This window comes from Tropicimonas sp. IMCC34011, assembly GCF_003390865.1.
Taxonomy (GTDB): Bacteria; Pseudomonadota; Alphaproteobacteria; order Rhodobacterales; family Rhodobacteraceae; genus Tropicimonas_B.
On record NZ_QMEJ01000001.1, the window covers coordinates 47,100 to 61,576 of the forward strand.

General features: G+C 65.7%; 13 protein-coding genes, 1 tRNA gene and 1 pseudogene. 8 read left to right on the forward strand and 7 right to left on the reverse strand.

Annotated features, from left to right (window positions below):
• From DQG15_RS00165 to DQG15_RS00175, 3 genes are all read left to right on the forward strand, one after another.
• The gene (locus DQG15_RS00165; RefSeq protein WP_157968835.1) at positions 1-1,473 is read left to right on the forward strand and encodes a hypothetical protein; all 1,473 of its coding nucleotides are present in this window, start codon (positions 1-3) and stop codon (positions 1,471-1,473) included.
• 351 nt (positions 1,474-1,824) lie between these two features.
• Positions 1,825-2,214, forward strand: coding sequence for a hypothetical protein (locus DQG15_RS00170; protein ID WP_116081788.1), 390 nt, complete (start codon positions 1,825-1,827; stop codon positions 2,212-2,214).
• Positions 2,215-2,319: 105 nt separating this feature from the next.
• On the forward strand, positions 2,320-2,685 hold the full coding sequence (locus tag DQG15_RS00175; protein WP_116081789.1) for a hypothetical protein: 366 nt from the start codon (positions 2,320-2,322) through the stop codon (positions 2,683-2,685).
• 71 nt (positions 2,686-2,756) lie between these two features.
• Here the strand turns inward: DQG15_RS00175 and DQG15_RS00180 are convergent, their stop codons facing one another.
• The 3 genes from DQG15_RS00180 to DQG15_RS00190 form a co-directional block, all read right to left on the reverse strand.
• Positions 2,757-4,763, reverse strand: a complete 2,007-nt coding sequence (locus tag DQG15_RS00180; protein ID WP_157968836.1) for a hypothetical protein — start codon at positions 4,761-4,763, stop codon at positions 2,757-2,759.
• 211 nt (positions 4,764-4,974) lie between these two features.
• Positions 4,975-5,049 (reverse strand) — tRNA-Asn (locus tag DQG15_RS00185).
• Positions 5,050-5,167: 118 nt separating this feature from the next.
• Entirely contained in the window at positions 5,168-6,055 is an 888-nt protein-coding gene (locus tag DQG15_RS00190) for an MBL fold metallo-hydrolase (protein WP_232830640.1), read from the reverse strand.
• Positions 6,056-6,092: 37 nt separating this feature from the next.
• Between DQG15_RS00190 and DQG15_RS00195 the strand changes: the two genes are divergently transcribed.
• Positions 6,093-7,415, forward strand: coding sequence for an ATP-binding protein (locus tag DQG15_RS00195; protein WP_116081792.1), 1,323 nt, complete (start codon positions 6,093-6,095; stop codon positions 7,413-7,415).
• Positions 7,416-7,421: 6 nt separating this feature from the next.
• Here the strand turns inward: DQG15_RS00195 and DQG15_RS00200 are convergent, their stop codons facing one another.
• The 4 genes and pseudogenes from DQG15_RS00200 to DQG15_RS00215 all read right to left on the reverse strand — a co-directional run bounded on the left by DQG15_RS00200 (position 7,422) and on the right by DQG15_RS00215 (position 10,155).
• Complete coding sequence (locus tag DQG15_RS00200; protein ID WP_198665036.1) at positions 7,422-8,711, reverse strand: methyltransferase domain-containing protein; 1,290 nt, start codon at positions 8,709-8,711, stop codon at positions 7,422-7,424.
• A 243-nt stretch (positions 8,712-8,954) separates the two neighbouring features.
• A complete protein-coding gene (locus DQG15_RS00205; protein WP_116081796.1) occupies positions 8,955-9,233 on the reverse strand; it encodes a RidA family protein in 279 nt (92 codons plus the stop codon).
• Between the two features lie 44 nt (positions 9,234-9,277).
• Positions 9,278-9,355 (reverse strand): annotated as a pseudogene (locus DQG15_RS00210) (amino acid ABC transporter ATP-binding protein); the annotation flags it as partial.
• Between the two features lie 203 nt (positions 9,356-9,558).
• Positions 9,559-10,155 (reverse strand): TetR/AcrR family transcriptional regulator, encoded by a 597-nt coding sequence (locus DQG15_RS00215; RefSeq protein WP_116081798.1) that lies wholly within the window; start codon positions 10,153-10,155, stop codon positions 9,559-9,561.
• A 196-nt stretch (positions 10,156-10,351) separates the two neighbouring features.
• Between DQG15_RS00215 and DQG15_RS00220 the strand changes: the two genes are divergently transcribed.
• The 4 genes from DQG15_RS00220 to DQG15_RS00235 are packed head-to-tail and all read left to right on the forward strand — an operon-like array spanning position 10,352 to position 14,440.
• Positions 10,352-10,804, forward strand: coding sequence for a CoxG family protein (locus DQG15_RS00220; RefSeq protein ID WP_116081800.1), 453 nt, complete (start codon positions 10,352-10,354; stop codon positions 10,802-10,804).
• A complete protein-coding gene (locus tag DQG15_RS00225) occupies positions 10,801-11,646 on the forward strand; it encodes a xanthine dehydrogenase family protein subunit M (protein WP_116081801.1) in 846 nt (281 codons plus the stop codon). Before DQG15_RS00220 ends, DQG15_RS00225 begins: the two co-directional genes overlap by 4 nt.
• Positions 11,643-12,122, forward strand: a complete 480-nt coding sequence (locus DQG15_RS00230) for a (2Fe-2S)-binding protein (RefSeq protein WP_116081803.1) — start codon at positions 11,643-11,645, stop codon at positions 12,120-12,122. Before DQG15_RS00225 ends, DQG15_RS00230 begins: the two co-directional genes overlap by 4 nt.
• Entirely contained in the window at positions 12,119-14,440 is a 2,322-nt protein-coding gene (locus tag DQG15_RS00235; RefSeq protein WP_116081805.1) for a xanthine dehydrogenase family protein molybdopterin-binding subunit, read from the forward strand. The genes DQG15_RS00230 and DQG15_RS00235 overlap by 4 nt, the downstream gene beginning before the upstream one ends.
• The last annotated feature ends 37 nt before the right edge of the window (positions 14,441-14,477 follow it).

The window sequence follows — 14,477 nt, forward strand, 5'->3', positions numbered from 1 at the left end:
ATGCCGAGACGCAGACTCACTCTACCGCCGTCTTCCTGGCCCGAGGACCTGCGGGAGCGTTTCGAACGCCACTCGCTCTCCGCGGCGCAGAGAACCCGACTTCGTAGGGGCCTCGGTCGCTGGTTTCGGCTCTCGATGGATCTCGGCGCCGACGCCCGCGACGCGACGCGGGAGACATGGAAGGAACGCACGCAGGGACTGTCGCGGCCGGTCCGGAACGAGGTGCGCCAGGCTCTCGCCATCGTCTTCCCGGATGCGGCGGCGTCGCTCTACGAGGGTGACAACCAACAGAAGGGACGGAGTGATCCTCGCGACCAGCTTCGCGCAATCGTCGAGCGCAACCTGGCGAGATTTCCCGACGCTTGGCGCGCCGCCGCCGCGCCGCTGTTGCATGTCGACGCGGATGGTCTCGGAGACGGCATCCTTGTGCAGGCCTGGGCTCCGAGCACGATCCAGCGGCGCGTTGAGACGGCGGCGCATCACTTCGACTGGTGTCGCGCCCGTGGTCTGCCGGAAGATATCACGCCTGACGGGCTACGCGCGAAACTTCGCGAGGACCAGGCCAGGGTCGCGCGCGGCGAACGCCGGCTTGGTGGAGTGAGCGTCGATCTCGAGGCGCTGGCGGGTCTTGCGCAGGCACTTCGTCCCGAGAGGGACTGGGCATGGCTGAAGACCGCGCGCGACCGGCTCAAGAAACTTGCCGCCAACCATGGATCGCGCAATGCGGCCCGTGCCGTCGATGCGGCGGAGCTGCGTGTCGCCGGACAGCAACTCCTCGCCAAGGCCGATGCGGCTCACGCCGTAGCCCGACACCGACGAGACTTCGTTGTGGCACACACCCGGGCACGGACCGCGCTGACGATCATCCTACTGGCGGAGGCACCGATCCGGCTGACCGGATGTGCCGAGCTTGAGCTGGGGGAGAGCCTGCTCGGTGATCTCCGCGGCCTGTTTCTCGATGCGGGGAGCACGAAGGAGGCCAACACGGATCGGCGGATGTTCAGCGCCACGCTGATCGACGCGATCGGACGATACGTCCGTCTCCATCGGGCGGTGATCGCCGCTCCGGGCGAAACAAGGTTGTTCGTGGGAGAGCGTGGTGGCCCGGTGAAGGGCGCACAGCTCAGCAAGATCCTCGGCGATTACACGGAGCCCGTCTTCAGGGTGCGCGTCACGCCGCATGCGGTTCGGCATTCTGTCGCGAACTTCATCGCCGCGACCGCGCCGGAGGAGGCTGCGCTGGCGAGCATCATCCTCAACCACAAGGGTGATGACGTGACACCGGTCTACACGCAGCGTGGCGACCAGATCATCGCCTCGCGGAAGCTCGGTAAGGCGACCCGGATCGGAGCAGCAGAACTGGAAGCGGATACCGCTCCGACACGGCGCGGCCGGTCAGGGCCGAGGCCCGGCAAGGCACGCCGCAGGAATCAAAAGCCGCGCCGGGCGCCTCGCCGGACCCGGGGAGGATGATTGCCGTCCGCTGGCGGCTACCCAGCCTCACCGGCACCCCCGATGCCATGGCAAGATGTGCGAGGTCAGTCGACCGAGACAGGCGGAAGTCCGGACTGCTTTATGGAGGGCTGCCGAAGTGGGGTTGATCAGCAGGGATGAGGAAGCCCGGACGCGCCAGGGCGCCTGATCGCTGCGGGTCCTCCGAATGAGACCCGCATCGCACAGGCTCCGGTGAGGGCGCGAGGGGAAACGGAAACGAGGCGGACGACATAGGGGGCGCCGCCTACAGCATCGCGTCGCAGACGACAGGAGGGGAACAGCGACGATCTTGAAGCCGGCTTTTCCGGTCGGCATGGAACGGAGGTCCCAATGTTCCATCGATACATGTCGCCCACTGCGGCGACACCCGCCTTCGCCCTGCATGTCCTGTTCGAACAGGACTGGCCGGCCTACCGGCAGGCGGCAGAACTCCTCGCCGGGCGGCGGGGCGGCCGTCTTGTCGACCAAATCGTGGGCATGCTCGAAGAGAGCCCGGTCGTGACGCGGCGGACTCGCCTGGCTCTTAGCGATTTGCTCGACATCCTCGCGCTCGAGCGCGTGGAAATCGAGGACAGCGAAGAGGCGGCGCTCTTCGCCATGATCGATCCCCAAAATCCCGTGGTGGAGGACATCTGCCTCCTCACGGATCGGTTGCGTGAAGCCCTCGAACTGGCGGACCAGGATCACCCGCCGGCACCGCGCAACCTGGCCGCTGCGTAACCCCACGCATCGGTCACGCCGCCGGACCTCCTGCCGGCGGCGCTTGACGACACCTGCTTTTGCAAGCGCGGCACCCGCCGCGGGCAGCATGTCGGAGGACGTCCCATGAACACTCACCCGGATATTGCGGCGCGGCAGGCGGACACGCCCCGTGCCTGCGATGTCGCATCCGCGCTCGATGCGCAGCTCGCGCCGCTCGCGGCCATCGCCGCAGTCTTGGGCGACGCCTCCGGCCAGGCTGCCGTGGCGGAGCTGAAGCGGCACACGGAGGCCGCCGCGCCGGACACGCGCTATCTTCTTGGTGCCGCTGCGCGGGTCCGCGACATGCTGGCACAAGTTCGGTTCGCTGACTTGGTCGAAGTGGAAACTGAGGCAGAGGTGCTTCGAGACCTCGCGGCCAGCGTCAGCTGGCACGGCGCGCGAATGGACGAGGCCATGTTCCGACTCTCCGCAATGGTCACAGAGGGTTAAACAACTCTGGGTGGCGGCAGCGTCCGCCACCCGTTTACACCGGCGGCCGGAGTCAGGGGGTCTGTCAGCGATCAAGACACCACGCGAAGCGAAACACCGGTCCTTTCCTGACTGGGATGGCCGAACGGACTCTGCACCTGTTCCAGGTTGAAACGGATCTCGGAGACAACGTTGTAGAGGGTCTTGATCGCGATTCCGCCCTGCGCGTAGGACTTTTCGCCCTCGTCGAGACCCTCGTGCCCCATCAGGGCCCGCTTGATGTAACCAGGGACGCGATTGTCCATCAGGGCGTGGTGGAACGTTGTACGAAGCGCGTGGAAGTCGAGACCCCGCCAATAGACGCCATGCGCCTGCCGGTACTTGGTGAACTCCTTGGTGAACAGTTCGGTGAAGGTCTCCTTGTGCTTGCCGCGCTTGAGCTCCGGGAACAGGCGCGGTTCGCCCTGCCGGCGCCGCAGTTCGACCAGCTTGATCAGTCCAAGACGAACGAGCTCGGGGTGAACGGGGATCACCCGGACCCCGGCGTCCGACTTGATGCTGTTTCCGGCCGTGTCGCGGAGGCGGTAGTAATGGATGCCACCAGAAGTTTCGAAGTCGTCGGGTGAAAGCTGGAGGATTTCCTCCTCGCGCCCGCCGCCAATTAGGGCCATCAGAGGTGACCAGAACATCGGATCGCCCACGTCTGCGGAGCGTCCCCGAAACACCGGTGTGGCAAGTAGATTGTAGAGGCGGTCATCCCAGGGGCGCCGGTCGCGCTTTTCCTCCAACTTCCGCATCCTGGCCGCGCTCTTGTTACTGATCATGTGCTTCTCGAAAGGGCTGCTTTCGAGTTGCCCAAGCTTGACCAGCATCTTTGCCGGGCGATTGAGCGCACGCGTGTGCTTGAGAACCGTCTCGACCCGGATGCGCGGGGTGAGGTTGTCCAGCCTCGCGCGCTCGATCTTGGCTTCGGAACCACCCGAAAGGGTCGCTTCCGCGACCGCCCGTTCGATGTTTCGCTTTTCCTCGGCATCAGTCTCCATGATCAGAACATCAAGATCCCGTGTCTCGGAGCAGCTTTTCGCATGACGTTCGGGGATCAGCCGAAGCTTCTTCTTGGCCTCCCGGATCTGCTCGTCGGTGATGTCCGAGATCGGCCTGTTGCCGAGCAGTCCGATCCAGAGACGCTTCCCGACTTCCAGGTTGTTCCTGCTCGTTCTTTCCCATTTCTTCCCGGCGGCCTCATCCGGAACCTCCTCCTCGCCGAAGTCGTCGGTGTACCCCTCGAGCTTCTTGGCGATGTAGAGGTCGAAGTAGTCACCGAGCCGCATGGAACCTGCCCCCGTGGCCGGCCGCTTCCTCTGCGGCACCGGTCGGATGCTTGTCGCCTTGCTGTCGTTTTCTTCCTGCGCAGGCGGCGGCGCAGTTGCGAGCATCACCGGAGGGACATCGGCCTCCTTGACGGGAGAAGGCACGAACTGGTCCTGATCAGGAGCATGGAACGCCGGCGCGGAAAGCGGCGTGGGGCAGGTTTCCGAAGCCAAGGCCGCTCGCGGCATCGCTTGCGGCAAGGCGGGACGCGGCGTGGCCCTTACCGCTCGCGACGAGCAGAAGTAGGGGCTCGGCGCATCGAAGACGCCGGCGTCACGCCGCGCGTTTTCTTCAGCCGCGTCGAGCATGACGCGGAGCGCCCGGTATGCCAGGCGCGGCCAGTCCGCATCGGCCTCGTCCAGGTCGACGCCGAGACGGCGCGCGACATCCCTCAAGGGCTGGCGCGCAGGCTCCCGGTCGCGCAGCGAAAGGGCGCAGCGGAGTGCATCAATGGCGGCCTGGGAGCACGCCGCCTCGTAGGCGGCCGCCTCGGCGGTGAGCTGCGGCGCAACCTCGCGCGCGGTCTCATGCGCCTCGACGAGGAAGCATCCCAGCTCCTCGAGGTGCCTTGCCATGATCTGCGGCCCGATTGCCATCGTCGTCTCCGTCCTGCGGGCGAAGGCGATGTCGGTCAGAAAGGTCAGTTTCTGGGCCAGCACCTTCGCTTCGGGCGGGAGATGCGTTCGAAGCGGGAAAAGCAGTGACATTTTTTTCGCGGGCGGTCCCATATGATGGGCAAGCCAACGTTGCGGCCACCGCCGGCGCCAGTGGTAGCCGGTAGGTCGATACTCGAGGTGTCGTTGATTGGTCTGAAGGGTGCGCAGTGCTCCGACTCCTGTGCCAGCGAATGTGCCAGGCGGAGAGACAGGAATCGTGCCGGAAAGTGCCGCGCTGCGACTCCTCGCAAGAAGTCTTTGCTTTTCAGCTACTTGAGGGAATTGGCTCCGGCGGTAGGGATCGAACCTACGACCAATTGATTAACAGTCAACTGCTCTACCGCTGAGCTACGCCGGAACACGGCGAGACGTTTAGCAATGCGGGTGGTGGGCGTCCAGAGGTGTTTCAGAAAAACTTTGCTCTGAGTTGGAGACGTGGCGGAAACTTGGTGGGGGACCTGCGGAGGCGTTTGATTTCAGTCGGTTGCGGTGCGGAGGTGGAAGGTGGCATCCGGCAGCAGGTCGGGGTCCGCGATGACTGCGTCGCGGGCCTCGAGGTCGATGAGCTGGGAGAGCACATTGCGCGCGGCCATGGGCAGAAGGACCGTTGGACTGCCGGTGTAAATCTTCGCGGCCAGCTCGTCCGGGGTGGCCGGGCCTACGGCGAGGGTGTCCAGGATCTGGGCCTCGCGGGCCTCCCGGTGGGCAATGAGTTCGGCGATCCGGGCGGAGGGTCGTGGCACGGGCGCGCCATGAGCTGGGTAGAGGATCCGGTCGCTTCGCGCGCTCAGCGCTCTCATGGATGCCATGAAGGCCGCGAGATCGCCCTCGGGCGGGGAGACGATGGATGTCGACCAGCCCATGACATGGTCGCCGGTGAAGAGAGCGTCCGTCCAGGCGAAGCACAGGTGGTTCGAGATGTGGCCCGGTGTATGGATCGCGGTGAGCGTTTCCGCCCCGACCGTCACGGTCTGCCCATCCGCCAGCGCAAGATCGGGAACGAACGTGCGGTCGACCCCGTCGCTGCCGCGCGTCATGCGCGCCGCGAGAGCGTCCATCCGGGGGGTGCGGCCGGCGCGGTAGTCGCCGAACGCCGCCGTCGGGGCGCCGGTGCGGGCTGCGAGGGCAGGGGCGAGGCCGCTGTGATCGAGGTGGCTGTGGGTGACGAGGATGAGGGCGATGCGTTCGCCCGGATCCAGTGCGGCGAGTATTGCGTCGAGGTGGGCCGGCAGATCGGGCCCGGGATCGATCACGGCGACGTCGCCGCGGCCGACGAGGAACGTGTTGGTCCCCTCCGCCGTCATCGGTGAGGGGTTCGGCGCGAGGATGCGGCGCAGGCGGGGCTCCCACATGTCGCAATTCATCTTTCGTCCTCCCGCATGGCGCTTTACCCCTGATCCCATGAATTTCGCCTGGCTTAAACGATCGATGCCGAAAGGGCTCTACGGGCGGGCGGCGCTGATCCTCGTTCTGCCCATCGCCGTGCTGCAGATCGTGCTGGCCATCGTCTTCGTACAGCGCAACTTCGAGGGCGTGACGGATCAGATGATGCGCTCCGCGGCGCTCGAGCTGTCCTATCTCTCGGCGCTCGTGGAGGATGCGCCCGATCTCGAGGCGGCGCGAGGCGAGATCGCGCCCGTGGCCGATGCGCTCGCGATTGACTGGGCGTTGCCGGGGGAGGAGATGCGGGGATATCGGCGGGCCTTCTACGATATTTCGGGCCGTGTCGTGATCCTGCGTCTCGAGGAGGCGCTGCCGAACCTGAGGGCCGTCGACCTTGCGTCCTCCCTGCGCCGTGTCACGCTCCAGACGGAGACGCCGCACGGGCCTCTCACGCTCCAGTTCGACCGGAGGCGGGCCGCTCCGTCCAACCCGCACCAGCTTCTGGTCCTGATGGGGATCCTGGCGATCGTGATGACCGGAATCGCCTTTCTCTACCTACGCGGGCAGCTTCGGCCCATCACCCGCCTTTCGGCCGCCGCGGAGGCGTTCGGGCGGGGCAGGGTGGTGCCCTACAAGCCCTCCGGAGCGACGGAGGTGCGGGCGGCGGGCCACGCCTTTCTGGACATGCGCTCTCGCATCGAGAGGCAGATAGAGCAGCGCACGCTGATGCTGTCCGGCGTCAGCCATGATCTGAGGACGCCGCTGACGCGCCTGCGCCTCGGCCTGTCGATGCTCACCGACGAGTCGGAGGCGGAGGACATGCTGAACGACATCGCGGAGATGGAGACGATGCTGGGCACGTTCCTCGATTTCGCCCGGGGCGAGGCGCTGGACGATCCGCAAAAGGTCTCCCCGGCGGGCCTCGCGACGAGCGCCGTCGAGAACGGTCAGCGCGCCGGCGGCACTGTCTCGCTGGGGCGGGTGCCGCCCGATGAGGTTCAGGTGACGCTTCGCCCGCTGGCCGTGGAGCGCGCGCTGGCCAACCTCGTGGGGAACGCGATCCGGTATGCCGGGAAGGCCGAGGTGTCCGTGCAGGTGGGCGAGCGGGCGGTGGTTTTCACCGTCGAGGATGACGGGCCGGGGATCCCCGAGGACTCGCGGGAGATCGCGCTTCGGCCCTTCGCCCGCCTCGATACCGCGCGCAACCAGGATAAAGGATCCGGCGTCGGGCTTGGTCTCTCGATTGCATTCGACATCGCGCGCGGTCATGGCGGCACGCTTCGCCTGGGGGAAAGTGAACGCTGGGGCGGGCTCCGGGCCGACCTGGTGTTGCCACTCTGAGCGGGATCAGCCGGTCAGGCCGCTGAGGCCCGGAAGGGTCAGAGTGGCGGGGCTGGATGCGAGCGCGAGCTTCTGCGCCGCCACGCAATTGGCCTCCACCGGCATCATGAACTCGTGGCGGAGCGTATCCCTTACTTCGTGACGCGGCGCGGAGAACCCGGAGCGGGTCAGTTCGGCGCGCACGAAGGCGGGGTCGTGCCGGTAGCGGTGGGTGAGTGTCGGGTGCCAGCCGCGGGGCGCCGGCTTCTGCGCCAGCTCGGTCGTGAAGACGATCCATCCGCCCGGCTTCAGGACCTGGGCCAGCCCCGAGAGGGGGCCGGACAGCGTGCCGAAATAGACCATGACGTCCCCCGCGACGATCACGTCGAACGGTCCCTCCGGCAGGCTTCCGGCGACGCTGATGTCGGAGCGGGTCAAGAGGTCGTAGATGTTCCGCGCGCGGCTCTGCTCCAGCATGCCGATCGAGATGTCGCAGCCGTGGAGCGTCCGCGCATACTCCCTCAGGAGCGGACCGCAGAGCCCGGTGCCACAGCCTGCATCCAGGATGTCGCGCGAGCGTGTCGCGGGCAGGCCGAGGCGCTGGACCATGTCGCGGATCAGGAACGGGCCGCGGTTCTGGATGCCGAAGAGAACCTGATCGTAGGTCTTCGCGAAGGCGTCGAAGATCTCGACCGAATGCGCCGCCTGCCGCTCCATGTCCCCGGCGCCGTTGACCAGCACTTCGACGGCGCGCAGATCGTCCCGCTCGGCCGGCGTGCGCAGGAGCGGGCGGGCGAGGTCCAGATAGGCGCGGGCGCGGGCATCGCGGTCGAAGAAGGCGAAGACCTTGGCGGCCCGAACGATCATGTAGGCTCGGCTGGGCGAGCCGTTCTCGGGCCATTGCCCGATCAGGTCGTCCCAGACCTCTGCCGCCCGCGCCTCGTCGCCGTCCTTCAGCGCGAGAACCGAGCGGAGTTGCACGGCGGAGCGATCGCTGGGATCGGCGGCAAGGGAGCGGTCCGCCTCCGACTTGGCCTCCTCGGAGCGACCCGAGAGGTGAAGCAGGATCGCGAGTTCCGTGCGGGCTTCGCCGTCGGCGGGATCGAGGGTGATCTTCTCTTCCGTCAGCGACAGGATGCGCTTGAAGATCCGCGCCGCCTCGGCTTCGTCCCCCGCCTGTCGTGCAGCGTAGACCTGCCGCGACGCAGCCCGTATGCCGTCGTCGAGGGCCGCGCGAGAGCGTGGGGCATCTCGGGACGTCTCGGCTTGATGTCCGCCCAACTCGGTACGGGTCGTCGTGTCGTCGAGATCGCTCATCGATCGGTCCCTCTGCCTCGCAGATCCTTTTGCGCATCGCGTCCCGTGAGCCGGTGAGCGGCCCTCAGGCGGCACGTGGAGCGGGACCCCCCGATCGGCGCCCTCCATGACGCAGCGTAGCCATACGACCCGGCCAGTTCAACGCCGCCGTGAACCGGCCATAGGCGCGCAGCGGGTGGGCGTTGGTGCAGAACCTGAGCCGGTGAGGCTACGCCGTCCGGGTCTACAGAGCGCGCCGTTCGATCAATCCGCGCAGGCCGCGGTGACGACGATCTCGATCAGGATGTCCGGCGCGGCCATGGAAGCTTCGACCGTTGCGCGCGAGGGCGCATGCCCCGGCACCGTCCAGGCATTCCAGGCCTCATTCATCGCCTTGAAGTCACGCTCGATGTGCTTCAGCCAGATCTGGGCGGTCAGCACGTGCGACTTGTCGACGTCCGCCTTTTCCAGATAGCTGTCGATCTTATCCAGCACCTGCCGGGTCTGGCCGGTAATGTCCTCCGACCGATCGGCGGCGGTCATGCCGCCGATGAATACGGTTCCGTTATATGTGACCACGCGGCTGTTTCGTGGGTCACGCAGATCATCGTCATGCCCTCTTCGGCGAGCTCGATCATCGTATCGAGAACTTCCTTGATCATCTCGAAGGCCTTGACCTGTCCGATGATCGGGACAGAGCGATGCACGAAGTTCGCCAAACCCCCCGTGGCATCCGCACGAGTGCTTCGCGCCGACGGAGGCGCTCGCGTGTGAAGTGCGAATAATTTAAGCGGTTTGCGCGGGAGCTTTCCGTTGGAGCGCGATGTGAGATGCCGTCTGCTCCGGCTCTTGCCGGGCGGCCTGCACGCTACGACCTGGCTTGCGACCGTCGTTCGACAAGCGCTTGCACCATCATGTATAGCGCATCGACGGAGAGGCCGTCTTCGATCTCGCCCCGCCTGAGGTTCTGGCGCAGAGCGATGCCGTCGAAGGCGAGCATGAGCGAGTGGGTCAGCGCGTTGCGTTCCGTGGGATCGGAGCTGGGGAGGGCGCCACCGATCATGTGATGGATGCGCGACATGGTCCAGATCAACAGCTCCGGATTGTATTCGTCGCCGGGCTTCGCCGTGGCGAGGGCCTGTACAAGGGTGAGGGTCTGGCCGGAGCGGTCGGCCGCTATGCCGTGCAACAGCCCGTCGATCAGGCTCCGAAGGCTTTCTTCCGGTGTTTCTTGAGCCATTACACGCTTTTCCAGCTCGGCGACCCTGGCGCGCAACCATGGGTCGAAGACTGCAAAAGCGATCTCGAACTTCGAGGAAAAGTAGACGTAGACGTTGGATTGCGAGGTGCCGGCCGCCCGCGCGATGCTGCTGATCGTCGTCGCGATATAGCCCTTCTCCATGAACAGCTGCTGCGCGGCTTCCATGATAGCTGTCCGGATTTGCTCATTTTTTTGGCGTGCCATGGCGCCTCTCCAAGATCAATTTTCATCGAATGACATTCGCTATTGACAGAATCAAGGTCTCTGCCACTCTTTAACGAACGTCATTCGTTAATGCGCCGTCAGAGCGTGAAGCCAACCGGGAGATGACCGTGCCTCGATCCAGACAGCCGAACTGCATCCGCTTCTTGCCCCTGCGTCAGCTTCGGGGGCGGATCGTATGAAGATCGAGGGAGAGTTCGAGGTCGAGGCCCCGCGCACCGAGGTCTGGAAGAAGATACAAGATCCGCAGATCATGGGCGCCTGCATTCCCGGCTGCGACTCCATCGAGCAGCTGGACGACACCTCCTACCGGGCGCAGGTATCGGTGAAGGTCGGCCCCATCAAGGCGCGTTTCAATCTGCTGGTGGAAGTGCTCGAAGAGCAGCCCGAACACACCATTCTTTCCCGTACATCCGGAGAAGAGGGGACACGGGCCAGCGTCGTGAACTCGGACAACGTGTTGCGGCTTGCCGATACCGACAGCGGCGGCACGCGGGTGGATTATGTGGCCGATGTCTCGGTTACCGGGCGGCTCGGAAAGTTCGGTCTGGGGATCTTCCGCAAGAAGGCTGACCAGTTGGCCGGACAGTTTGTCGAGAACTTCCGCGAAAAACTGGGGGTGACGGCATGACCGAGGTGCTCAGCCCCGGGACAATCGAGGAAGCCGTTGCCATGCTGGCCGAGTACGGCGAGGCAATGCCGCTATCCGGCGGCGCGACGCTGATCGCGATGCGCAATGCGGCACTGGTCGAACCCTCGCATCTGGTCAGCCTTGATCGCATTTCCGATCTGCGCGGGATCGACCGAACCGCTGACGGGAAGATCCGGATCGGCGCCATGACCCGGCACTGTGAGACTGCGGCCTGCGCCGAACTCACCGGCAGTCTCTATGTCCTGCGTCGCGCTGCAGGCATGATCGCCAACCGCGTCGTGCGCAACATGGGTACGATGGGCGGGTCGGTTGCCAATGCCGACCCCGCGGCAGACTACCTCCCGGCGCTCGCCTGCTGCGACGCCATGCTTGAAATCGCGGGGGCGGACGGGCGGCGCTCCCTTTCGATCCACGACTACATTGATGACTGGTACGAGACGGCGCTGGCAGAAGGCGAGATCATCACGGCGATCACGCTGCCTGCCCCCGTCGAGGCGCCGTCGACCTACCGCAAGATCGCGCGGGTTTCGGGCGACTATGCCACGGCGTCCTGCGCCATGGCGCTCGACCCTGACGGGCAGGGCATGCGCGTGGCGATTGGCGCCTGCGGGCCGGGCCCGCTACGCGACCGCGCCGGTGAAGATGCGCTGCGCGGAAAGCTCGGCGAACCTGCGGCGGTCGCGGAGTTCGCCGGCAAGCTCGTCGCCATCGCCGACCCCGTCGACGATGTGCGCGGCAGCGCCGAGTACCGCCTGCGCCTCATTCCGCGGCTCGTTTCATCGGTCCTGTCCGAACTCACCACTCAGAAGGAGACGGCATGATGGCGAAGAAAGTCCTGCACAGCCTCACCCTGAACGGAGAGGAGGTCCAAGTGGCCTCAGCCGCCGGGGCGACTCTTCTCGAGACCCTGCGTGAAGACCTGCGCATCCTCAGCTCCAAGCGCGGGTGCAATCAGGGCGTCTGCGGCGCCTGTACCGTGCTCGTGGACGGCAAACCGGTCCGCTCCTGTCTGACTTTGACCGCCCGGTGCGTGGGCCATTCGGTGCAGACGATGGAAGGCATGGACGGCGACCAGATTATGGCGACGCTCCAGCGCCACATGGTCGAGAGCGGCGGCGTTCAGTGCGGCTTCTGTACCGGGGGTGTCCTGATTTCCGCACGTGAATTGCTCGAGGATAATCCGAGCCCGACCCGCGAGGCGGTAAAGACCGCGCTTTCCGGAAACATCTGCCGCTGCACTGGGTATCGCACCATCGTGGATGCCGTCTGCGGCGCGGCTGAGGAGCTATCACAATGAGCCTCGATCAACCGGAACCGATTTTCCTCGGTGGTACGGTGGGAAAGTCCGTCGCCAAGCCCGACAACCTCGAGAAGGTGCAGGGGCGCGCCGAGTACATCGCCGATCTCTACCGCCCTGGTATGCTGCACGGCGCGATCCTTGCCAGCCCGCACGCTCACGCCCGTATCCGCGGCTATGACCTCTCCGAGGCGATGCAAGCCCCCGGCGTCGTGGCGATCATAACAGGCGACGATGTGGGCGAGGGCCGCATGGGCGCCTTCATCAAGGACGAGCACGCGATCGCCAAGGGCAAGGTGCTCTATGTCGGTGAGCCCGTCGCCGCCGTTGCCGCCCGGACCGAGGAAGAGGCGCGCCACGCCTGCCGTCTGATCAAGGTGGACTACGAGGAACTGCCGGCCGTGCTGTCGCCCGAGGACGGGCTCGCCGAGGATGCACCGATCCTGCACGAGCAGCTTGCGGACTACATCAAGGTCTTTGACGCGGGAGCCGAAGGTAACCTTTGCAGCCGTACGGAGCTGAGTGAGGGCGACGTCGATGCGGCCTGGGCCGAATGCGACGTGATCGTCGAGGACGAGTACACCACCCAGCCGCAGGCGCATGTCTCGATGGAGCCCTGCGGTGCCCTGGCCGAGGTCGACCCCAACGGCCGCGTCACACTCTGGTCCGCGAACCAGTCCGTCTTCCGGGTGCAGGCAAATGTCTGCGAGAGCCTTGGTCTTCCGATGTCCAAGCTGCGTAGCATGACGCCCCGCGTCGGGGCCGGTTTCGGCAACAAGATGGAGCCGCATATCCAGCCGATCACCGTGGCGCTCGCCATGAAGGCGAAGCGGCCCGTGAAGCTGATCCTGACGCGTGAGGAAGACTTCGAGATGGTTCGCGCGCGCCATCCCTTCCGGGTCCGGATGAAGACCGGGGCAAAATCCGACGGCACGCTGGTCGCCCGCGAATGCGAGGTTCTGGTCGATTGCGGCGCCTTCGCCGACGACAGTCCGGGGGTGATGGGCTACAGCCTCTTGATGTGCGGCGGACCCTACCGCATCCCGCACATGAAGGCTTCGGGCAAACTGGTCTACACCAACAAGCTCCGCTTTGGTGCGTTCCGCGGCTTCGGCAATCCGCAGGTGCTGTTCGCAGGAGAGCAGCAGATCGATCAGATCGGCGAGAAGCTGGGCCTCGATCCATTCGCAATCAGGCGCAAGAACATGCTGCGCGAGGGCGATCAGTGGTTTGTCGGGCCGCGCATCGGCTCGAACGGGCTGGGCCGCTGCCTCGATGCGGTCGAGCGGGCCTCAAAAGGGTCCCGCGCCGACGGCAGCCCGCGCAACTTCGGTCTGTCCGTGACAGCGCATATCTCCGGACTTCTGGGGACCGGCGCGATCGTCAAGATGCTCGAGGACGGGACGATCTCGCTCAATACCGGGGCCACGGATATCGGGCAGGGGTCGGACACGGTGCTGGCCCAGATCTGTGCCGAGGAACTGAAACTGCCCTTCGACACGGTGGCGGTCGCCAGTCCTGATACTGATGGGTCGCCCTACAACTGGGGCACCACCGCGTCCCGCGTGACCTATACGACGGGACGGGCAGTGAAGGCGGCGGCCAAGAAGGTGGTCGACCAGGCAATGAATCACGCAGCCGAGATGCTGGAGTGCGATGTCGATGATCTGGAACTTCGCGAGGGAGGCCGGATCGGACAGCGTGGCTCGAACAGCGACGTGACCTTCGCACAGATCTCGGGACGTGCCCACTGGGCGGTCGGCGGGCCGCTGGTCGGCAGCGAGACGCTGGTCTTCGATGAACCGACCCACGATCCGAAGCGGGCGATCGCCCTCGGCCTTCCGTTCCCGCGCATCGGCGTCTTCAGCTTCGCCGCGCTCGGCGTCGACGTGGATGTGGACGACACGAGCGGTCAGGTAACGGTGCACGAAGCATGGTCCGCCGCGGACGTGGGACGCGCCATCAACCCAAGGCTGGTCGAGGTGCAGCTTCACGGCGGCTTTGTCCAGGGCCTTGGCTATGCCCTTTACGAAGAGATGGTGTGGGACGGGGCGCGGCTCGCGAACCCTTCGCTGATGGACTACAAAGTGCCGACCGCACGCGACGTCCCCGACGCGATCCACACCTACATCATCGAGGACCCCGATCCTACCGGCCCCTTCGGCGCGAAGGGCGCGGGCGAGATCGGCCTGAACGCCGCCCCCGGCGCGATCGCAAACGCCGTAGCGAAGGCCACCGGCGCGCGGCATGTGCATTTGCCGCTGACCGGCGAGCGCGTGCTGGCGGGCATGCTCGATCCCGGTGGCCCGCAGGACTGACCGGAGAAACAAAAACAAGATCGCAAAGATCAATAAG